Genomic DNA, 20,338 nt, shown 5'->3' on the forward strand with positions numbered 1-20,338 from the left:
TTGTTCTGTATTTCATTGGCAACACTCCTTCCGCTCATGCAGAATTTAAGGTGTTGCAGCGACCGGTTGAATCCGCCCCGCATTGTGGCCGTTTGTTGTTCCCTTGCGCATCCCCTGTTCGGGTTAATCTTCCAGTTCTCCCTTTCTTCTTACACGCCACGCCAGGCAGGTAGTCCGTGTACCCGGGCGCAGGCCCCACTCGCGGTTGCCACAGAGCAGGCGCGCCAAGCACATCGTTCACGCAGTAACGCGAGTGAACCCGAAGCCGCCGCCCGCGACGAGGCCGGAGAACGGGTACACGGGCTGCCTGCTCACCAAATCCGCTGGCTCGCGGGGAGCCCCAATCCCCAGCCCTCCCTAAAATGCAAGCATCGCCACCCACTCCAAGCCAATGAAGCTCAAACTCCCCAGCCTCTTGCTCGCCGCGTTGCTACTCACCAGTTGCGGCACTGCCATGGTCAACCCGGTCACGGGACAGACCGAGATGTCAGTGATGAGCGAGGACGACGAGATTGCTGAAGGCGCCAAAGGGCACCAGGAGGTGCTCAAGGAATATGGCGTCTACAACAACCCGGCGGTGCAGGCCTATGTGAACGCGCTGGGCCAGAAGCTGGCCGCGCAGAGCCACCGCAGCCAGTTGCAATGGCACTTCACGGTGTTGGACAGCCCCGAGATCAACGCCTTTGCGCTGCCCGGCGGCTATGTGTACGTGACGCGCGGCATCATGGCCTATATGGACAGCGAGGCCGATCTGGCGGGCGTGATCGGGCACGAGATTGGCCACGTGACCGCGCGCCACGGCGCGCAGCGCGCCACGCGCCAGCAGAACGCCGGGCTGGGTGTGTTTGCCGCCAGCGTGCTCGGGGCCGTGCTGGAGAGCCAGGGCTTTGGCGGTGCCGGTCAGTTGGCCAGCCAGGCCTCGCAAAGTGTGGCGGCGGGCTATATCGCCTCCTACGGGCGCGACCAGGAGCTGCAGGCCGATGGTCTGGGGGCCGAATACCTCTCGCGCGTTCACTACGACCCGCGCAACATGGTCAATGTCATCACCGTGCTGAAGAACCAGGAACGTTTTGCCGCTGACCAGGCCAAGGCCGAAGGCCGCGCTGCCCCCGCACAGAGCGACTGGCTGGCTTCCCACCCCAGCAACGACCAGCGTCTGCAGTCCATCACCGCGCTGGCCGCGCAGTACAAAGGCCAGGGCGGCTACCAGGACGAGGGCCGCGCGCGCTACCTCAAGGCGATTGCCGGCATGACCTTTGGCGACAGCCCGGAGCAGGGCTTGGTGCGTGGGCGCAACTTCTACCACGAGGGGCTGGGTTTTGCGCTCACCGCACCTGCCGGCTGGGCGATCCAGAACGACGCGGACCAGCTCGCGCTGGTCAACACGGCGCGGGATGCCGCACTGCTGGTGCGCGTGGCGCCGCCGCAGGCCGGCAAGACGCACAACGAGGTGATCCGCAGCATGCTCAAGCCCAGCCAGGGCCGGACGGAAAGCACCACCGTGAACGGTCTGCAGGCCACGCGCTTCAGCGGTGCCCGTGCGGGCAGCAATGGTCAGGTGCAGGCCCTGGAAGCCACGGTGGTTACCGGGCCGGGTGAACGCATTTACCTTTTGCAGAGCAGCGCCAAGGACAGCAATGCCCTGCAGCGCGCCCGCGCCATGCTGCGCGAAGCCGAAGGCAGTTTCCGCACCCTCACCGCGCAAGACCGCAGCGCCGCCCGCCCCTGGGTCATCAAGACCGTGAATTACCCGCGCGGCGGTTTTGCCGAGCTGGCCAAGACCTCGCCCATCGCGAGGCCCGAGCAGCAGCTGCGTCTCATCAACGGGTACTACGGGGGTGGCGAGCCCGCCGCAGGGCAGCCGGTGAAGGTGGTGGATACCCCTTAATTGCTATTGTTTCGATAGCTGCTTGCGCAGCATCAACGGGGGCTGGATACAGATTTTTAGGTGAATCTGCGTGGACGGATGGGGTGGCTTCAGGCGAAGGTATTGAGCCGGGTACCCACCGTGCCGCTGGTGGCCAGGGGTTGTGCTGGTGGCAGGGCCTGGAGCAGGGCGGTCGCGGCCACGGTTTGCTGGTCCAAGGCCTTTTTCAGCACTAAAAGATGCACGGCATCGGCCGTAGCGCCTTGGGCGGCCGCAGTGGCGGCTTGTACGGCGGGGGTACTGGCGATGTTCATGGCGGGGCTCCGGAGTGCGCAGGGGCAGTGCCCCTGTATCGGCATCCGGGCGCCGGAACTTGAGGGCGACTTCTACAATCCACGGATTGCCCGGGCCCGAAATTCCGCTTGGTTCGCCCGCTTCTTGCCTTCTGTCCCTTTTCTGCATGCAGTCACTTCATATTTCCACCCAGTTCGATTCCGGCGCCATTGAGGTGGTGCGTCTGGAGAGTGCCGACGATATCCAGCTGCGCATCCGGCCGGACAATGCCTCCGAGTTCGCGCAATGGTTCCACTTCTGCTTGCAGGGCGCGGCCTACCAGCCTGTCACGCTGCGCTTTCTCAATGCGGGCACAAGCGCCTATCCCAAGGGCTGGGAGGGCTACCAGGTGTTGGCCAGCCACGACCGCCAGAACTGGACGCGCGTGGACACCGAGTACGACGGCCAGGAAATGACAGCGCGCCTCACGCCGCTGGCGCAGGCCGTCTACTTCGCCTACTTCGAGCCCTATTCCTACGAGCGCCACCTGGACCTGCTGGCTTCCGCCGCCGACTCGCCCTGGGTGACCTTGCAGCGCCTGGGCAGCACGGTGCAGGGGCGCGACATGACGCTCTTGCGCATCACCGACGAGGCCAGCGAAACCCCGCCCGAACAGCGCAAGAAGGTGTGGGTGATTGCACGCCAACACCCTGGCGAGACCATGGCCGAATGGTTTGTGGAAGGCTTTCTGGAGCGCCTGCTTGACGCGGACGACTCGGTCAGCCGCGTGCTGCGCGAGCGTTGCATCTTCCATGTGGTGCCGCACATGAATCCCGATGGCGCGGTGCTGGGCAATCTGCGAACCAATGCAGCCGGTGCCAACCTCAACCGCGAGTGGGCGGCCCCTAGCGCCGAGGCATCGCCTGAAGTGCTGCTGGTGCGCCAGGCCATGCTCGACACTGGTGTGGATATCAACCTCGATGTTCACGGCGACGAGGCCTTGCCCTACAACTTTGTGGTGGGCTCCGAGGGCACGCCCGGCTACAGTCCGCGCATTGCAGCGCTCGAAGACGCTTTCAAGACAGCTTGGCAGGCCAGTTGCCCGGACTTCCAGGACACACACCACTACCCGCGGATCGCGCCGGGCCAAGCCAATATGACGCTGGCCACCAACTGGATTGCCCAGCAGTTCGGCTGCCTGGCGCTGACGATTGAAATGCCCTTCAAGGACAACGCCGACCTGCCCGACGCCGCCGTGGGCTGGAGCGGCGAACGCTCCAAGCGCCTGGGCGCCAGCGTGCTGCAGCCGCTGCTGCAGTTCTGCCGCTAGGCGCCTTACCCAGGGTTTGCGGTGCACGTTCAACGTGTACCGCATGTGTGCCAGCGCACAGTGCGCGCGCCCGGCTGGCCCCATGCTCCGTCTATTCCTAGATCCTAGGACAACGACTGAGAGGTATTGCCATGGACCGATCCAAGCCCATTGATGTGGACGCATTGCGTGCGCGTGCCCGCTGTGACATGGAGCAGGGGGCTGTGACCGAAGGGTACTCAGCAGACCGTCACGCAGTGCTGGAGATGCTGAACGGAGCCCTGGCCACCGAGCTGGTGTGCGTGCTGCGCTATCGGCGCCACCACTACATGGCGCGTGGTATTCACTCGCAGGCGGTTGCCTCGGAGTTTTTGATCCACTCCAACGAGGAGCTGGGTCATGTGGACCTGATTGCCGAGCGCATTGTGCAACTCGGAGGTGAGCCCGACTTTGCACCCGATACCTTGGTGGAGCGTAGCCATGCGCAATACATGGAAGCGGCCTCGCTGGTGGACATGATCAAGGAAAATCTGGTGGCCGAACGCATTGCGATCGACAGTTACCGGCACTTCATCCAGTATCTGGGCGACCAGGACCCGACCACCCGTCGCATGCTGGAAAGCCTCCTCGCGGTTGAGGAGGAGCATGCCGATGATCTGGCCGATCTGTTGCAGCATGTGCCGCCCCAGCCCCTGCAGGCCCAGCAATTGCTTGGTTTGCATGCCACTTGATGCACGGGTGTGCCGCATGTTCCGGCTTGCGCACCTTTTTGCCTTGTGTGCAGCATGCTGCCTTTGCGCTTGCGGGGAGGTCGCGACACAGTCTGTGCTGGCAGGTACTGGGCCCTATCCGGCTTTGCCAGAGCCAGTGGTGAGCCTCGTGCCAACCATGAACATTGCCCCCGCACAAGGCTGGAGCCAGGGGCAGGCCCCTGTCCCTGCCGCTGGCCTGCAGGTGCGTGTGTTTGCCAGTGGTCTGGAGCATCCGCGTTGGTTGCTGGTGCTGCCCAATGGCGACGTGCTGGTGGCGGAGACCAATGCGCCGGCCCGGCCAACCCAGGCGCCCAGCGCCAGGGGCTGGTTCATGGCATGGCTGATGGGCAAGGCCGGCGCCAGCGGACCGAGTGCTGACCGCATTACCCTGCTGCGTGACACCGATGGCGATGGTGTTGCCGACCTGCGTACGGTGTTGCTGGACCAACTGCATTCCCCCTTCGGCATGGTGCTGGTGGGTACGGACCTGTATGTCGCCAACACCGATGCGGTGCTGCGCTTTCCCTATACCTCTGGGGATACCCATATTGCGGGGCCCGGCACCAAAGTGCTGGATCTTCCTGCAGGCTACATCAACCACCATTGGACCAAGAACCTGATTGCCAGTGCGGACGGCCAGCAGCTGTATGTCACCGTGGGCTCCAACAGCAATGTGGGAGAGCGCGGCATGGACGTGGAGGTGGGGCGGGTCGCGATCTGGCAGTTCGACTTGCGCACCCAGACGCAACGCATCTATGCCAGCGGCTTGCGCAACCCGAACGGCCTGGCCTGGGAACCTTACACCGGTGCCTTGTGGACCACGGTGAATGAGCGCGATGAAATCGGTAGTGACCTGGTGCCCGACTATCTCACGCAGGTCCACGACAACGGGTTTTACGGTTGGCCTTACGGCTACTACGGGCGATCGGATGCGCGGGTCACACCGCCCCGTCCGGATCTGTTGGCTGAGGCCCGCATGCCGGACTATGCGCTGGGGCCGCATACCGCGTCGCTGGGCCTTGCCGCTGCGACGGGTGAGGGTTTGTTGCCCGCCCTGGCGCAGGGCATGTTCATTGGCCAGCATGGCTCCTGGAATCGCCGGCCGCACAGCGGCTACAAGGTGGTGTTTGTCCCATTTGCGCAGGGCAAGCCGGTGGGGCTCCCCATGGATGTACTGACAGGGTTCTTGGGGGTCGATGGCCAAGCCCATGGACGCCCCGTGGGCGTGGTGCTGGACCGCCGGGGTGGCCTGCTGGTGGCGGACGATGTGGGCAATGTCGTGTGGCGTGTGAGCCGTGCCGCAGCCTCCTGACGCCATGACCCAGGCATCCGGTGCGACTCCCCCTGCCAATGCGCTGCGCGTGGTTTTGCTGGAGGGGATAGACCCGTCGGCTGCCAGCACCTTTCGCGATGCGGGGTTTTCCCACCTTGTATCGATGGCCCGTGCACCTGTGGGTGCCGCCTTGGTCGAGGCTTTGCAAGGGGCGCACCTGTTGGGTGTGCGTTCCGGTACGCAGCTGACCGAAGCCGTGCTGCAGGGCGCCCCCGACCTCATCGGCATTGGATGCTTCTGTATTGGCACCAACCAGGTGGATCTGCCCGCAGCCACGCGCCTGGGGTTGCCGGTGTTCAATGCGCCGTTTTCCAATACGCGCAGTGTGGCGGAGCTGGTGCTGGCCCACATCATCTATCTGTTGCGCGGCATTCCTCTGCGCAATGCCGACTTGCACCGCGGGCTGTGGGTGAAAAGTGCCGCGTCTTCATACGAGGTGCGGGGCAAGACCCTGGGGCTGGTGGGCTATGGGCACATCGGTTCGCAAGTCGGTGTGCTGGCGGAGCAGTTGGGGATGGTGGTGCTGTTTGTGGACATCGAGGACAAGCTTCCGTTTGGCAATGCAAAAGAAATGCCCAGTCTGCCCGCGCTGTTGGAGCAGGCCGATGTTGTCAGTCTGCACGTGCCGCAGACACCCGAAACACAGGGTATGTTTGGTGCCGAGCAAATCGATCAGATGAAACCCGGCAGCCACCTCATCAACGCGTCCCGCGGTACGGTGGTCGATATTGATGCCCTGGCCTTGGCCCTGGACAGAAAACATGTGAGCGGTGCGGCGGTGGATGTGTTCCCGCTGGAGCCTTGGGGCAATGAAACCGAATTTGATTCCCCCCTATCCCGGTTTGACAATGTGGTGCTGACACCGCACATTGCTGGCTCCACACGCGAGGCCCAGGCCAATATTGGCAAAGAGGTGGCTACCAAGCTTGTGCGCTATGCCCTCAACGGTTCCACCATCGCGGCGGTGAACTTCCCCAAGGTGGCGCTTCCTGCGCAGGCCGGGCGGCAACGGCTCTTGCATATCCACCACAACACGCCAGGTGTCCTGGCGCAACTCAACGCACTGCTGTCGGCTGCAGGGGCCAATATTGCCGCTCAGTACCTCAGCACCCATGGCGACATGGGCTATGTGGTGGTGGATGTGGAGGGCACGACCGACCTGCCCGCGCTGGATCGTCTGTGCGCCATTCCCGGCACTGTGCGGTGCCGCTGGGTCTAGCCGCTACGGCTTATTTTCCGTTGATGCCCAGCAGTTCCACCTCAAACTGCAGTGTGGCATTGGGCGGAATTACTCCGCCAGCGCCGCGCGCGCCATAGGCAATGGCAGCAGGGCAGGTGAGTTTGGCCTTGCCGCCCACCTTCATGCGCTGCACGCCCTCGGTCCAGCAGGGAATCACGCGGTTGAGCGGAAACTCCAGCGGCGTTCCACGTGCGTAGGAGCTGTCGAACTCGCGGCCGTCGGCCAGTGTGCCGCGGTAATGCACCTTCACCGTGTCGCTGGCCTTGGAGCTGGCGCCACTGCCTTCCTTGAGGCTGCGGTAGATGAGGCCGGAGCTGCTGGTCACGGCGCCGTCTTCCTTGGCGGCTGCGGTGAGGGTGGCGTCCTGGGCCCAGCTGGTGGCGCCGAACAAGGCGAGTGTGAGGGCGGCTATGCGGAGGGTGGTGTGCATGGGGTATCCCTGGGTTGTTATTGCGGCATTGTCGCCGCCAGCCGTTCAACCTTGCGCGAACGCAGCGCGGTGGTGAGGCCGACCGCGGCCAGCACCGCACCCGTCAACACCTCAAACCAGATGGTGAGATTCGTGGCCAGCGTGTGCTCGCCACACAGCGCCAGTGTGTAGTGCAGCAAGCCGGCCAGTCCCAGTGCGCCATACACCGCCAGCAGCAAGGCCCCGCTGCGCCGCCAGCCCAGGCTGCGCAGGGCCAGGCCCAGCACCCCGGGAAGGCAGACCACCAGCCACGCTTTGTAGACCGATTCGCGTGTCATCCAGACGGGGAGGTTGGGGTAGATGGCAATGAACTCTGCGTTGTGCGCGAAGTGGGTGAGGCTGGCGACGAAATACAGGGCCAGCAGGGCCCAGAAGGGTTTGGAGAGCCGGATGGCGGAGACGGGGTGGTGCATGTTGAAGAGGTGGCTGGGCGAGACGCCCTGGAACTGACGGATGGTACGGGGGCTTTAAGCCAACTCGCTCAGTGCCCAGCCCAGCACCAGCATGGCTGCGGCAGTGCATAACGATGGTGACAAAAGGCTGCGCCGCCTGTACTGCGGCCCATAGGTCGACAGGAGCATGCGGCTCTGGCGCTGACCTGCAAAAAAATACCAAAAGACGGTCAATGGCCAAAGGAAGAAGCTGGCCCGGAACAGGACAAAGGTCCCGGTATTCAGCATGTGGAACATGGCCATGCTGGTCACGCTTGCGGCGCCCAGCAGCGCCAGCCAAACCCAATGGCTGATGCGGCGTGCTGCCGGGCCCAGGAGCTGGGCATTGACGATTTGGATCACGATCGGAAATGCAGGCGTCAGAAAAAAGCTGAGCAATGCCGCACGGTCTGGATTGAATACAGCTGCGGGCTGCTCGGCGTGCACCACAGCGGCCACCTCTCCGTCGTCTGCGAGCTGGTAGTTGCCCGCGTGGAACTCGGCAATGGCTTGCTTGGCCTCGGAGACCTGAGACGCGGGAACCAGAACCCGTACACCCCCAACCGCCTGGGTGAGCCAGGAGTTCATCTGCACGAGGTGTTCATCCGCGATGAAGGCCTTGAGGCCATTGGATTCCAGTACGCCCTTGAGTACATGCGCTTCGGTGGGCGTTGCGCAGGTTGCCACGCGCACAAAGTCTCCTGCGTCTTCTGTCAATTCATCTGCCATTCTTTGCTCCCTGGGTGTGACTGCGTGCAGGGTACCGTACTCGCGCGACGGCGGAAGGGGTGTGGCCTATGTCCCGCTCTGTTCAAGAAAAAAGCCCCGCCAGTCTTCCGACTGCAGGGCTTCTCATTCACACGGAATCTGCTATATATTCAGTAGCATCTTGCGCATATTCCACGGGGGTTAGAGGTTGATTCTCTAATCCATTCGGACATCAAACGAGCAGGGCGTTCACGCGCTTCACATAAGCAGCTGGGTCGGCCGGCAGGCCGCCTTCGGCCAGCAGGGCCTGGTCGAACAGGATGTGGGCCAGGTCGTTGAAGTGCACCGAGCCATCCAGTTTTTTCACCAGCGCGTGTTCGGCGTTCACTTCCAGCACGGGCTTCACCTCGGGCGCAGCTTGGCCAGCTTGTTTCAGCATGCGGGCCAGTTGGGTGCTCATTCCGTGGTCTTGCACCACCAGGCAGGCGGGGCTGTCGACCAGGCGTGTGGTCACGCGCACGTCCTCGGCCTTGTCCTTGAGCGCTTCCTTGAGCTTGGCCAGCACGGGCTTGAAGGCTTCGGCGGCCTCTTCGGCAGCCTTCTTCTCCGCTTCGTCTTGCAGCTTGCCCAAATCCACCGCACCCTTGGCCACACTTTGCAGGGGCGTGCCATCAAAGTCGTGCAGGTAGCTCAGGGCCCACTCGTCCACGCGGTCGGTCATGAGCAGCACCTCGATGCCCTTCTTCTTGAAGACTTCGAGCTGCGGGCTGTTCTTGGCGGCAGCCAGGGTGTCGGCGGTGATGTAGTAGATGGCCTCTTGGCCGTCCTTCATGCGGGCCTTGTAGTCGGCCAGTGAAACGCTCACGGTGTCGCTGGTGCTGCTGGCAAAGCGCAGCAGCTTGGCGATGCGTTCCTTGTTGCTGAAGTCTTCGCCCAGGCCTTCCTTCAGGACCGCACCAAACTCGGCATAGAACTTGGTGTACTTGCCGGCGTTGGCTTCCTGTTCAGCCTTCTCTTCGGCGCTTAACACGTCAGTGACGCCATCGGCGCCAGCTTCTGGCACCTTGTCCTGCTTGGCCAGGGTTTCCAGCATGGAGAGCACGCGTTTGGTGTTGCCTTCGCGGATGGCCTTCACATCGCGGCTCTCCTGCAACAGTTCACGGCTCACGTTCAGGGGTAGGTCGGCGCTGTCGACCACACCCTTGATAAAGCGCAGGTAGCCGGGCAGCAGGGCTTCGGCGTCATCCATGATGAAGACACGCTTCACATAGAGCTTGAGGCCGCCCTTGCGGTCGCGGTTGTACAGGTCCATGGGCGCCTTGCCGGGGACGTACAGCAGCTGGGTGTACTCGGTGCTGCCTTCCACGCGGTTGTGCGTGTGGGCCAGGGGGACCTCAAAGTCGTGGCTGATCTGCTTGTAGAAGTCGTCGTACTGCTCTTGGGTCACGTCCTTCTTGGCGCGGCTCCAGATCGCGTTGGCCTTGTTGACGGTTTCCCACTCGCCGGTCTTGACCATGCCACCGGGCTGGCGGCCGCCATTCTCGTCCGAAGGGTTGATCAGCTCGCCGTCTTTCCACTCTTCCTTTTCCATGAGGATGGGCAGGCTGATGTGGTCCGAGTACTTGCTGATGATGCCCTTGACCTTCCAGGTCTGCAGGTAGTCAGAGGCGTCTTCGCGCAGGTGCAGGATCACGCTGGTGCCGCGGGCTTCGCGCGTGATGCCTTCCACCTCGAAGGCACCGCCACCGCTGGCGCCGCCGTCGCTGACCCAGCGCACGGCCTCGTCGGCCTTGAGGCCGGCGCGGCGGGATTCCACGGTGATCTTGTCGGCCACGATGAAGCCTGAGTAGAAGCCCACGCCAAACTGGCCGATGAGGTTGCTGTCGGCCTTCTGGTCGCCGGTCAGCTTGCTCACAAAGTCTTTGGTGCCGCTTTTTGCAATCGTGCCCAGGTTGTCGATAGCTTCTTGCATGGATAAGCCGATACCGTTGTCCGTGATGGTCAGCGTCTTGGCATCCTTGTCGAAGGTGACTTTGACCTTCAGCTCAGGGTCGTTTTCGTACAGGCCGCTGTTGTTGATGGCTTCAAAGCGCAGCTTGTCGCAGGCGTCGGACGCGTTAGAGATCAGCTCGCGCAGGAAGATTTCCTTGTTGGAGTACAGCGAGTGCGTTACCAGGTGCAGCAGCTGGGCCACTTCGGCCTGGAAATTCATGGTTTGCTTGGTCATAAGTCAGTCTCAGGGTCTTAAAAAACGGTTCACGCGCCCGCAAGGCGGTGCCTGCGACGCGGGCAACCCGCAATTATGGGCGAGGGCGGATGTTTCAAGCCTGCTGGCTCCATCCGGCCCATAGGCGAGTGCCGCCCAGGGGCTTGGGGTGGCCCCTTCCCTTCGCCCGGGCTTGGGACTACATTGGCAAAAAAGCAGCCAGGGACTCCGCCACATGACGCCAGACAAGTCACCGCCCAAACCACCCGCAGGCCCGGCCAGTACGCCCAAAGCGTACGACGCGTTGCTGGACCCCTTGCCCCTGCCCGACGTGTCCGAAAGCGATACGGATACGGCCTGGGGCTTGTGGGAAGCCAGCGTGGGCGGCTTGCTGGAAGAGGGCAAGGGTGCACCCGACACCCCGCCGCCCCATGGCTATGAGCCTACCCAGCCCTTGGGCCTGGATGGCGAGCCGCTGCCCAAGGACAAGACTTAGGGTGCGTCAGCGCCCGGCGCCAGCCAAGCCAGCAGTTGCGCCGTCACCTCGGGCCGGTGCAGCAGCTCCATGTGGTTCATCCTGTAGGCAATGCACTGGCTGGGTTTGGCAAACACCAGGGTGCGCTGTGTTTCGTCGTGCAGGCCCAGCGCGCTGCGCAGTGGCACCAGGCCGTCGCCCAGCAGCCGGTCGGCCAGTGCGCCGCGCCGGCTGGCGGTGGTGGCGGCCACGGTGTAGCAGGCCACACCCTCGGGCAGTGGCACGGGCGTGCGCCGGTCCGGCCCTTTCTGGAAGCGGTTGCGGCCCTGCCAGTCCTGCGGGCTGACCACGCCGTAGCGCAGGTCGGTGATGCCGGCACTGCGCAACTGGCCCAGCTTGGCGAAGGGGCGCGAGTAGGGCGTGGCGCCCAGAATCACATCCACCCAGTTACCCGCGCGTTCCAGCGGCGCGCCATGGTGCGGCGTGCCCAGAAAGATGATGTTCTGCAAGACCTTGCACCACGGTGTGGAGGGCCCGGCTTGCAGCACCGCGCTGCGCGTGACCAGCCCGCCCATGCTGTGCGCAAGCACACTGATCTCTGTCACCGGCACGGGCCAATGGGCCATCAGTTGGCCCAGTTCGGCTGCCAACATCGCACCGTTGCCCGAGGTGTGCAGGCCCGTGTTGTAGCGCACGTAGACCGGCGTGTAGCCCAGCGCAGCCAGAGCGCTGGCATGGTTGCGCACCTCGCCATCGGCCGTGGTGTGGGTCCACTGCAGGTCGTTCATGCACAGGCCGTGGATGATGATCAGCAGCCTGCCGCTCACCGCTGTGGCCGTGGGTAGTGTGGCGGGAGCATTCCAGTCCAGCGTAGTGCCTGCGTAGCGCAACTGCATGCGTGTGGCCAGTGGGTTGGCACTGGCGGCCAGGCGATCACCCAGCACGCCGTTGAGCGCGGCAAGCACAGCCTCGCGCTGCGGTGTCTCAGGGGTGGCCGCATCGGCTGCATCCAGCAGGGGCTCTAGCCTTGCCAGGATGGCATCGGCCCCGCTGCCCACCAGTTGGGTCACGCTCTGCACTGTTTGGTAGATGAGGCCCGTCAGCCCGCGTGTGGTGCCGGCGGTCTTGCCACCCCGCACGCCCATGCTGCCCCAAACCGACTGGTGCACGCCCTCGGCCATGCGGGCCACGCCGCGGGTGGCCTGGGTGGCCAGCTGCACCACGCCGCGCAAGTCCGTCGCGCGAAAGTGCTGGAGGGCCTTGGGGCGGGGCGGCAGCGCCATCAGAACTTTTCGTGCGGCTGCAGGTAGCGCCACTGGCCCACGGGCAGATTGCCCAGCATGACGCGACCCACGCGCACCCGTTTGAGGCCCACCACGCGCAGGCCGACGAGCTCGCACATGCGGCGGATCTGGCGTTTTTTGCCCTCCGTCAGCACAAAGCGCAGCTGCTCGGGGTTTTGCCATTCCACCTTGGCGGGCTTGAGTGCCTGGTCGTCCAGTCGCAGGCCGTGGCGCAGCAGGCGCAGTTTCTCGGCGGGGAATACGCTTTGCACATCGTTGCTGATGGGGTCGTCATCGTCGATGCGGCTGAGCTGTTGCACCTTGCCGCCGTAGGTGGCGGCCGGCGAGGTGGCCGCTGCGGCGTTGGCCACGCCGGTGTAGACCACACGCACCAAATATTCCTTCTCCATCACCGAGTCTTCGCCAATCAGCTGGCGGGCCACGCGGCCGTCCTGCGTCAGCACCAGCAGGCCGGTGGAATCAATGTCCAGCCGGCCAGCCGGTACCAGGCTCTTGAGCTGGCTGCCGTGGAAGAAAAAGCGTGCGTTGTCGTCGGCCCAGCGGTTTTGCGGCTGGATGAGCTTGATGGCAGGCTCGTGCCCGTCTTCGGCCTGGCCGCTGACGATGCCGATGGGCTTGTGCAGCAGGATGGTGACCTGGTTGGCCTGCTGGCCCTGGGCCTGCTTGTCGATCTCGATGCGCACGTTGGGCAGCACCTGCATGCCCATCTCGGCCACCTTGCCGTTCACTTTGACCCAGCCCTTGGCAATCCAGTCGTCCGCTTCGCGGCGCGAGGCCAGGCCCAGCTCGGCCATGCGCTTGTTCAGCCGCACCGTGCCGCCGGCACCTTGGGCGGCGGTATTGGTCTGGCCTGCGGGGATGGCGGCCTTCACCCGGCCCGGTGGCGGCGCGGCGCGGCGGAAGATGGGGGCGGGCGGTTTCTGGTCGGTCATGATTGCTATATTTTTAGGAGCTGCTTGCGCATATTTTACGCGGGCTGGGTGCCGAGTTGTTATGTAGCTGCGTGGGGTTGTACGAGGCAGAAAAATCACGCTGTGCATGCGCGAAAGACATCTAGGGTAAACCCTAGCTGTTGAACGCAACAGTTGGCGTGTTTGGGGGCAATCCGTATCGTCGCGCCCTGCCATTCACTCCCCCCAAAAGGTCATCTCCATGTCCGCAACCCCAGCGCGCAAACCGCTTTACAAATCCCTCTACGTCCAGGTCCTGTTCGCCGTCACGGTGGGCGTGCTGCTGGGCCATTTCTACCCGCAGCTGGGGACAGACATGAAGCCCCTGGGCGACGGCTTCATCAAGCTCATCAAGATGATCATCGCGCCCATCATCTTCTGCACCGTGGTCATCGGCATTGCCGGCATGGAAGACATGAAGAAGGTCGGCAAGACCGGCGGCCTGGCGCTGCTGTACTTTGAAGTCGTCTCCACGCTGGCCCTGATCATCGGCCTCGTCGTCGTCAACGTGCTGCAGCCCGGTGTGGGCATGCATGTGGACCCGACCACGCTGGACACCAAGGGCATCGCCGCCTACACCGGTCCCGGAAAGATGCAGGGCACGGTGGATTTTCTGCTCAACGTCATCCCCACCTCGGTGGTCGATGCGTTTGCCAAGGGCGAGATCCTGCAGGTGCTGCTGTTCTCGGTGCTGTTCGGCTTTGCGCTGCACAAGTTTGGCGGGCGCGGCACCATGGTGTTCGACTTCATCGAGAAGAGCTCGCATGTGTTGTTCGACATCGTCGGCATCATCATGAAAGTTGCCCCAATCGGCGCTTTCGGTGCCATGGCCTTCACCATCGGCAAGTACGGCGTGGACTCCCTGTTCTCGCTGGGCAAGCTCATGGGTGCCTTCTACCTGACCTGCCTGTTCTTCATCTTCGGCGTGCTGGGCGTGGTTGCCAAGCTGCACGGCTTCAGCATCTTCAAGTTCGTGCGCTACATCAAGGAAGAACTGCTCATCGTGTTGGGCACCTCGTCCTCCGAATCGGTGCTGCCGCGCATGATGGAAAAGCTGGAAAATCTGGGTGCGCGCAAGTCCGTCGTCGGCCTGGTCATCCCCACCGGCTACTCCTTCAACCTCGACGGTACCTCCATCTACCTGACGATGGCCGCCGTCTTCATCGCCCAGGCCACCGACACGCCCATGACCCTGGTGCAGCAGCTCACCCTGCTGGCCGTGTTGCTGCTCACCTCCAAGGGCGCCGCCGGCATCACTGGCAGCGGCTTCATCGTGCTGGCGGCCACACTCTCTGCCGTGGGCGGCGTGCCCGTGGCGGGCCTGGCACTCATCCTCGGCATCGACCGTTTCATGTCTGAAGCCCGTGCGCTGACCAACCTGGTGGGCAACGGCGTGGCCACCCTGGTGGTGGCCAAATGGACCGGCGACCTCGATACGCAGCGCCTGCAGGCCGGCCTGAACAATCCCACCCAACAGGAAGCCCAGGACCCCGAAGGCATCCTCGACCAGCGCGTGGAGCACATGGCAGTAACGCCCGCCAAGGGCTGAGTGGCTCGCAGCCCGGCGGTGCAAGCTGCCGGGCTATGTGCGTTGGCGAACGGTGCGCCGGCGTCAGGAGGCGCACTATGGGCCTCTTTGGGAGATCACTCATGAGCCTTTACCGGAATGCAGTGCTGCTTGGCAGTTTGCGGCGTGACCCGTTCAGCCGAAAGCTGTCCAGGGTTCTTGGGGAGCCGGTCAGAGCCGTCGGCGCGGCAATCGCCCTGCGCCATGTGCGCATCATCCCGGTCTGAGGAGATGGCGATGTTGCTTTCCCTGGATCTGGATACCTCCTCCCCCGCGCGCGAAGCGCTGGAAGCCCTGCCCCGGCCTTCGTTGCAGCCCGGCGCTTCGGGTACCGGGCTGCAAATCCGCGTCGGGTTTGAGCTCGAATACCTGTGCCCTGCCCCCACGCCCATGCTGCTGGCGCTCAGCATTCACTACACACGTGCAGGCGACTTGATCGTTCCTGATGTGCTGGTGAGCGAGCCACCCGTGGCCCTGGACGCCTACCGGGATCGGTTTGGCAACTGGTGTGGCCGTATCGTGGCTCCCAAGGGGCGGTTGGTGCTGCGCGCCGATGCGCTGGTGCACGACAGCGGGATGCCTGATACGGTACTGCCCATGTTGCACCAGACGCCGGTAGAGCAATTGCCTGAAGCCGTGCTGGTGTATCTGCTGGGCAGTCGCTACTGCGAGACAGACGAGCTCTCGGACTTCGCCTGGCGCGAGTTTGGCAACGGCCCCACAGGCTGGGCGCGCGTGCAGGCGATCTGTGACTTTGTGCACCGCCACATCGAGTTCGGCTACCACCATGCGCGCCGCACGCGCACCGCCCTGCAGGCTTTCAACGAGGGGCAGGGTGTGTGCCGGGACTATGCCCATCTGGCCATCACGCTGTGCCGCTGCATGAACATTCCGGCGCGCTACTGCACTGGCTATCTGGGGGATATCGGTATCCCGGCCAGCCCGGACCCGATGGACTTCGCTGCCTGGTTTGAGGTCTATTTGGGCGGACGGTGGCTCACCTTCGACGCGCGCAACAACACTCCGCGCATCGGCCGTGTGCTCATGGCGCGTGGCCGTGATGCCTGCGATGTGGCGCTCACGAATACCTTCGGCCCGAACACCCTGCAGCGCTTCAGCGTCTGGGCCGACGAGGTGCCTCTTCGCGCATGACGTACTGCGTGGGCGTCCGGCTCGACGAGGGGCTAATTTTTGCCAGTGATTCACGCACCCATGCGGGCGTGGATAACTATGCCAAGTTCAGCAAGATGATGGTCTTCGAGAGCCCGGGCAGCCGGGTTATCGTGCTGCTGAGCTCCGGGGGGCTGGCTGCCACGCAGGCCATCATCAATGTATTGCGCCAGCGTGCACTGGGCGACCCGCCGCATTTGTGGAGTGTGGGATCCATGTTTGATGTGGCCAACCTGGTGTCCGATGCCATGCGCGACATCGAACGCCGCGATGCCCCCTTCATGGAGCCGGATGGTCTCAAGTTCAATGCCTCGTTCATCTTGGGCGGGCAGATTGCAGGCGAGCCCATGCGCCTGTTTCGCCTGTATGCCGAAGGCAATTTCATCGAGGCCGGCTCCGACACCATTTTTTTGCAGACCGGTGAGGCCAAGTACGGCAAGCCGATTCTGGATCTGGCGGTCACCTCCCGTGCCACGCTGGAGGACGCCACCAAATGCGTGCTGGTGTCATTTGATTCCACCATGCTCAGCAACCTGTCCGTGGGCATGCCCATTGACCTACTGTGCTACGACAACAACAGCTTGCGGGTCAGCAAGCGGCGCAGATTCGACGAGAACGATCCCTACTTCGCCCAACTCACCGGACAGTGGTTGCTCGGCACCCGCCGGGTGTTCCACGAGTTGCCGGTATTGGAGTGGGGCCTGCCCTAGGCGCGGATGAAGGTTAGCAAATCCTGGCAAAGCTGCCGCTGGTGCGTGGCCAGCAGCCCGTGTGGGGCGCCGTCGTACTCCAGCAGGGTAGATTGGGCAATGCCCCTGGCCGCTGCGCGGCCTGCGGCGTCGATGGGCACAATCTTGTCCGCAGTGCCGTGTACCACCAGCGTGGGAACGGTGAAAGCTGACAAGTCACCCCGGAAATCGGTGCTGGCAAACGCCTTGGCACATGCCAGCGTGGCGGGCAGGCTGGCCTGCATGGCTTGGCGGCATGACCATTCCACCCGCTCGTTGCTGACGGGATGGGACATCAGCCCCACGCCATAAAAGTCTTTGAAGAATCCCGGGTAAAACTTGGCTCTGTCGTCTTGCAGACTCTGGGTCATCTGGTCAAACGCCGACTGTGCGGTGCCAAGGGGGTTCTCATCGGATTGCAGCATGCAGGGCACCACCGATGCCAGCAGCGCGGTTTTCACCACCGACTTGCCGGCATGGCGCGACATATAGCGGGCCACCTCGCCTCCGCCCATCGAAAACCCCACCAGCGTGACATCCTGTGCGCCGGTCTGGTCGATCACCGCGGCCAGGTCATCAGCCAGGGTGTCGTAGTCGTAGCCGCCCCAAGGCTGGGTGGAGCGGCCAAACCCGCGCCGGTCGTAGCTGATCGCGCGATAGCCAGACTGCGCTATCGCCATGGCCTGCTCATCCCATGTGTCGCAGGACAGTGGCCAGCCGTGCAGCAGCACCACGGCACGCCCGGCACCCCAGTCTTTGACATACAACGCCGTGTTGTCAGCGGTTTTGACCATGACCATAGTGTTTCCCTGTGTTAGTGGTATCCCACGCCCATCACGTAGTTGCGCAGGAGCGCCTCTTCGTAAGCGCCTGACGTCAACAGTGCGCGTAGTCCGTCGCGTGCATTGAGAACGCCCTGGGGTATGTTGTCTGTGCCGACCACGGGGACGTGGACGTGCCCGCGTTGGTGCATCACGGCCAGTACCTCTGCAATGGAGTCGCCGGGCGCGCACACCGGGTGGCCACGTTCCATGACCTGTTCGGCCTGTGTGGAAAAGATGTCCGCCTTGGCAAACCCGAGTTGCCGTACCAGGATGGTCTCCGTGATGGTGCCCACCATGGAACCCGTGGCATCGCACACCACCACCATGCCGATTTGTGCGTCGGCCAACAGGGCTGCCACTTTGGCCAATGACGCGTCGGCCCTCACCCGCAGCAGTCGGGTGTGTGTGATGGCGTAGATGCTGTCGACCAAGGCGGGTTTGGCTGTGCCGTGTGCGGATGTTTCGGAGCCCCCATCCAGGGTGCCGATATGGAGAAAGTCATGGCTCATGGGAGCATGGTGGCGCGCCACCCGCAACCGTGTCTGTTTGTCAACGTACAGAAAGTGGAGCCAGCGTGGGTATTTTTCTCAAATGTGCGCTGCAGCACAGGCAGTTCCAAGCATTTGCTGCATTGTGGGTGGGATGACACACGCCCCCAACTGGTATGACGCCCTGGAGCTGTGCCCGCGTGCCAGCCCGCCGATGATTAAGGCGGCCTACCGGTGTCTGGCCCAACAGCACCATCCTGACAAGTGCCCAGGCATGGCGGGTGCCGGTGCCCGGCTCGCACAGATCAACCAGGCGTATGCAGTGCTGTCAGACCCGCAGCGGCGCATGGTCTATGACCGTGGCCTGGGAATCGTCAGTACCGGCAGCGAGCGACGCTCGCCCTTCGCGAATACCGTACCACTCGCCTCTGGAGAGTTGGGGTTACGCCTGTTCGCCTTTCGGCCGCTGGTGTGACGCAATGCGAAAGCCCTCAAGGTATTTTCCTGTCATGGCCTCGGCTTCATCACGCAGTGGGGAAGGCACTTCCGCCTGAATATCGCTCAGGCTGCATGAGATCTCTAGCCAGGCGTCTCTGATGTCCTCCAGTGCCTTGGCCAGCGTTTCCCAATCCGAAATGCGCGAACTGGACCCAGTTGTAGGTGTCACGGTGTACCTCCTTGTTCAGGGAAAAACGACCGCACATTCATGTGCTGTATCGCTCAGGGGCCCTGGGTCATGGCCGCGTGCTGCGGCATGGTGTCGGGCTGCGGACAAGCGTAGTCCCGAACCCTGCGTGGTTCTGTGCGCAAACGCACGCCCCCTTGAACAGGGTCGCTGACTCGAGGCTCGCGAGCGTCGTCGCAGACGCCGCTTGATTTTGGGCGTACGAGGTGAACCGCTCAGTGACTCTCTCGGGTCAGGATTCCCTTGTTGAGGATCAATGGCGAATCCCCTCCGGGGTCACCACTTTTGATTTCTTCGCCGGCTTCCCACTGCAACGTATCCCGGACCAGCTTGGCCCGTCCCAAGACCATGGCGCCATTTCTGCCACTGGTGACGACCAGCAAGGCGGTATTGCCCACTGCAATCCCCTTTACGGTCCCTTCTCCGCCTTTGTTCAGGCGGCCGCATTGTGGTGTGGCCATGTAGTGATTGCCGGTAATCTTGTCGCCCGATTGGGTGAGTTCAAAGGTTGCTGTCCCACATTCCACATGCCGATTTCGCTCCTGCGCAGAGCAAAGATCAAGGCTCCAGATCCCGGAAAAGGACGCTTGCTGCGCAAAACACCAGCATGGCAACAGCGCCAGAAGCAAGGCACCTTTTCGACAATGAACGTTCATGGGGATGTCTCGGACGAGCGGCTTTCTGTATGTTGGCAACTGTAACCAGCTGCTCGGGAAGTGCCCTGCCAGCTTCACCCGGACAGAGTGAAAATTTCGAAAATGTCAAAGTAGTTCGCGATGAAAATAATAGCTGCTTGCGCAATATCTATAAGGGCTAAGAGCTGATTTGTCGTGTAAACACCCTTGACCGAAGCGCCTGTAAATCCAGTACCCGCAGCCCGCCGTATTCCACCCGTATGAAGCTCTGCGCCTCCAGCGCGTTGAGCGCTTCGTTGACCCGCTGGCGGGACAGGCCCACCAGGTAGGCCAGCTCCTGTTGGGTGATGCGCAGCACCTCGCCCACACCTGGGTAGAGCACGGGGTTGAAGAGCGAGGCCAGGCTGCGAGCCACGCGGATGTCAGGGTTGGTCATGCGGTCGATCTCGCGCGCGGCGATGAACTGGCCCAGGCGTTCGTTGAGCTGGTTCATCACAAAGCGGTTGAAGCCGATGGAGTGGTCCAGCAGCCAATGGAAGGTGTCCACATGCAGGCCCGCTACCAGGCTCTTGCGTAGGGCCTGGATGTTGTAGCGGTAGGTCTCGCGCTTGAGGGCCGTGCCTTCGCCAAACCAGCCGCCGGGCGGCACGCCGGTGAAGGTCATGGTCTGGCCCTCGGCGTTGTCGCTGCTCATCTTCAGAAGGCCATCCACCACGCCAAACCAGTAGGTCACCGGCCGGCCCATGCGGCAAAGGTATTCGCCGGGCTCGGCCTCGGCAATGCGCAGGTCGTCCACGGCGCGCTGGCGCTCATCGGGCAGCAGCACCTGCAGCCAGGGAATCGCAGCCAGCTCGCCCTCGGTCAGGGGGCGACGGCGCTGGTGCAGTGTGGTGTCGGAGCTGGGGGCCGGGGTGCGCATGCGGG

22 protein-coding genes are annotated in these 20,338 nt (G+C 63.3%); 10 read left to right on the forward strand and 12 right to left on the reverse strand.

The genetic code is table 11. The features are described 5' to 3' along the window. Nucleotides 1-391: 391 nt before the first annotated feature. Nucleotides 392-1,888, forward strand: coding sequence for a M48 family metalloprotease (locus tag AC1RNN_RS10735; protein ID WP_493089481.1), 1,497 nt, complete (start codon nt 392-394; stop codon nt 1,886-1,888). Between the two features lie 89 nt (nt 1,889-1,977). Here the strand turns inward: AC1RNN_RS10735 and AC1RNN_RS10740 are convergent, their stop codons facing one another. Next, complete coding sequence (locus AC1RNN_RS10740; RefSeq protein ID WP_493089480.1) at nt 1,978-2,181, reverse strand: putative motility protein; 204 nt, start codon at nt 2,179-2,181, stop codon at nt 1,978-1,980. 146 nt (nt 2,182-2,327) lie between these two features. Between AC1RNN_RS10740 and AC1RNN_RS10745 the strand changes: the two genes are divergently transcribed. The 4 genes from AC1RNN_RS10745 to serA all read left to right on the forward strand — a co-directional run bounded on the left by AC1RNN_RS10745 (nt 2,328) and on the right by serA (nt 6,753). Continuing rightward, nucleotides 2,328-3,470, forward strand: a complete 1,143-nt coding sequence (locus tag AC1RNN_RS10745) for a M14 family metallopeptidase (RefSeq protein WP_493089479.1) — start codon at nt 2,328-2,330, stop codon at nt 3,468-3,470. A gap of 131 nt (nt 3,471-3,601) precedes the next feature. After that, nucleotides 3,602-4,180 carry a ferritin-like domain-containing protein gene (locus AC1RNN_RS10750; RefSeq protein WP_493089477.1) on the forward strand — a complete coding sequence of 193 codons (579 nt, stop codon included), beginning with the start codon at nt 3,602-3,604 and terminating at the stop codon, nt 4,178-4,180. Next, on the forward strand, nt 4,170-5,513 hold the full coding sequence (locus tag AC1RNN_RS10755) for a PQQ-dependent sugar dehydrogenase (protein WP_493089475.1): 1,344 nt from the start codon (nt 4,170-4,172) through the stop codon (nt 5,511-5,513). The genes AC1RNN_RS10750 and AC1RNN_RS10755 overlap by 11 nt, the downstream gene beginning before the upstream one ends. A 4-nt stretch (nt 5,514-5,517) precedes the next feature. Continuing rightward, entirely contained in the window at nt 5,518-6,753 is a 1,236-nt protein-coding gene (serA, locus tag AC1RNN_RS10760; protein ID WP_493089473.1) for a phosphoglycerate dehydrogenase, read from the forward strand. Between the two features lie 10 nt (nt 6,754-6,763). On the opposite strand, the gene AC1RNN_RS10765 is transcribed toward serA, so the two are convergent. From AC1RNN_RS10765 to htpG, 4 genes are all read right to left on the reverse strand, one after another. Continuing rightward, nucleotides 6,764-7,204, reverse strand: a complete 441-nt coding sequence (locus AC1RNN_RS10765) for an FKBP-type peptidyl-prolyl cis-trans isomerase (RefSeq protein WP_493089471.1) — start codon at nt 7,202-7,204, stop codon at nt 6,764-6,766. A gap of 17 nt (nt 7,205-7,221) precedes the next feature. Next, on the reverse strand, nt 7,222-7,656 hold the full coding sequence (locus tag AC1RNN_RS10770; protein WP_493089469.1) for a hypothetical protein: 435 nt from the start codon (nt 7,654-7,656) through the stop codon (nt 7,222-7,224). A gap of 54 nt (nt 7,657-7,710) precedes the next feature. Beyond that, the gene (locus tag AC1RNN_RS10775; protein WP_493089468.1) at nt 7,711-8,403 is read right to left on the reverse strand and encodes a putative signal transducing protein; all 693 of its coding nucleotides are present in this window, start codon (nt 8,401-8,403) and stop codon (nt 7,711-7,713) included. A gap of 211 nt (nt 8,404-8,614) precedes the next feature. Further along, nucleotides 8,615-10,609 (reverse strand): molecular chaperone HtpG, encoded by a 1,995-nt coding sequence (gene htpG, locus AC1RNN_RS10780; RefSeq protein WP_493089466.1) that lies wholly within the window; start codon nt 10,607-10,609, stop codon nt 8,615-8,617. Between the two features lie 214 nt (nt 10,610-10,823). On the opposite strand from htpG, the gene AC1RNN_RS10785 reads away from it, so the two are divergent. Beyond that, nucleotides 10,824-11,084 (forward strand): hypothetical protein, encoded by a 261-nt coding sequence (locus tag AC1RNN_RS10785; protein WP_493089464.1) that lies wholly within the window; start codon nt 10,824-10,826, stop codon nt 11,082-11,084. Here the strand turns inward: AC1RNN_RS10785 and AC1RNN_RS10790 are convergent. Together AC1RNN_RS10790 and AC1RNN_RS10795 are read right to left on the reverse strand one after the other, a co-directional pair. After that, complete coding sequence (locus AC1RNN_RS10790; protein WP_493089463.1) at nt 11,081-12,346, reverse strand: esterase/lipase family protein; 1,266 nt, start codon at nt 12,344-12,346, stop codon at nt 11,081-11,083. The genes AC1RNN_RS10785 and AC1RNN_RS10790 overlap by 4 nt on opposite strands. Beyond that, nucleotides 12,346-13,299 carry a pseudouridine synthase gene (locus AC1RNN_RS10795; protein WP_493089461.1) on the reverse strand — a complete coding sequence of 318 codons (954 nt, stop codon included), beginning with the start codon at nt 13,297-13,299 and terminating at the stop codon, nt 12,346-12,348. The genes AC1RNN_RS10790 and AC1RNN_RS10795 overlap by 1 nt, the downstream gene beginning before the upstream one ends. 220 nt (nt 13,300-13,519) lie before the next feature. Here AC1RNN_RS10795 and AC1RNN_RS10800 point away from each other — a divergent pair, with 220 nt between their 5' ends. The 3 genes from AC1RNN_RS10800 to AC1RNN_RS10810 all read left to right on the forward strand — a co-directional run bounded on the left by AC1RNN_RS10800 (nt 13,520) and on the right by AC1RNN_RS10810 (nt 16,764). After that, complete coding sequence (locus tag AC1RNN_RS10800; protein ID WP_493089460.1) at nt 13,520-14,866, forward strand: dicarboxylate/amino acid:cation symporter; 1,347 nt, start codon at nt 13,520-13,522, stop codon at nt 14,864-14,866. A 255-nt stretch (nt 14,867-15,121) separates the two neighbouring features. Further along, nucleotides 15,122-16,036, forward strand: a complete 915-nt coding sequence (locus AC1RNN_RS10805) for a transglutaminase-like domain-containing protein (protein ID WP_493089458.1) — start codon at nt 15,122-15,124, stop codon at nt 16,034-16,036. Continuing rightward, nucleotides 16,033-16,764 carry a proteasome-type protease gene (locus AC1RNN_RS10810; RefSeq protein WP_493089457.1) on the forward strand — a complete coding sequence of 244 codons (732 nt, stop codon included), beginning with the start codon at nt 16,033-16,035 and terminating at the stop codon, nt 16,762-16,764. The genes AC1RNN_RS10805 and AC1RNN_RS10810 overlap by 4 nt, the downstream gene beginning before the upstream one ends. Here the strand turns inward: AC1RNN_RS10810 and AC1RNN_RS10815 are convergent. Together AC1RNN_RS10815 and AC1RNN_RS10820 are read right to left on the reverse strand one after the other, a co-directional pair. Next, nucleotides 16,761-17,582 carry an alpha/beta fold hydrolase gene (locus AC1RNN_RS10815; RefSeq protein WP_493089455.1) on the reverse strand — a complete coding sequence of 274 codons (822 nt, stop codon included), beginning with the start codon at nt 17,580-17,582 and terminating at the stop codon, nt 16,761-16,763. The genes AC1RNN_RS10810 and AC1RNN_RS10815 overlap by 4 nt on opposite strands. A 14-nt stretch (nt 17,583-17,596) precedes the next feature. Next, nucleotides 17,597-18,115 (reverse strand): CBS domain-containing protein, encoded by a 519-nt coding sequence (locus AC1RNN_RS10820; protein WP_493089453.1) that lies wholly within the window; start codon nt 18,113-18,115, stop codon nt 17,597-17,599. A gap of 133 nt (nt 18,116-18,248) precedes the next feature. Here AC1RNN_RS10820 and AC1RNN_RS10825 point away from each other — a divergent pair, with 133 nt between their 5' ends. Next, nucleotides 18,249-18,569, forward strand: coding sequence for a J domain-containing protein (locus tag AC1RNN_RS10825; protein ID WP_493089451.1), 321 nt, complete (start codon nt 18,249-18,251; stop codon nt 18,567-18,569). On the opposite strand, the gene AC1RNN_RS10830 is transcribed toward AC1RNN_RS10825, so the two are convergent. The 3 genes from AC1RNN_RS10830 to AC1RNN_RS10840 form a co-directional block, all read right to left on the reverse strand. Beyond that, nucleotides 18,537-18,761 carry a hypothetical protein gene (locus tag AC1RNN_RS10830; RefSeq protein WP_493089449.1) on the reverse strand — a complete coding sequence of 75 codons (225 nt, stop codon included), beginning with the start codon at nt 18,759-18,761 and terminating at the stop codon, nt 18,537-18,539. The genes AC1RNN_RS10825 and AC1RNN_RS10830 overlap by 33 nt on opposite strands. A gap of 233 nt (nt 18,762-18,994) precedes the next feature. Then, complete coding sequence (locus tag AC1RNN_RS10835; protein ID WP_493089447.1) at nt 18,995-19,435, reverse strand: hypothetical protein; 441 nt, start codon at nt 19,433-19,435, stop codon at nt 18,995-18,997. Nucleotides 19,436-19,592: 157 nt separating this feature from the next. After that, nucleotides 19,593-20,333: a Crp/Fnr family transcriptional regulator gene (locus tag AC1RNN_RS10840; RefSeq protein WP_493089445.1), complete on the reverse strand. Its 741-nt coding sequence runs from the start codon at nt 20,331-20,333 to the stop codon at nt 19,593-19,595. Nucleotides 20,334-20,338 lie beyond the last annotated feature (5 nt).

The sequence above is a fragment of the Rhodoferax sp. GW822-FHT02D07 genome (assembly GCF_058802405.1).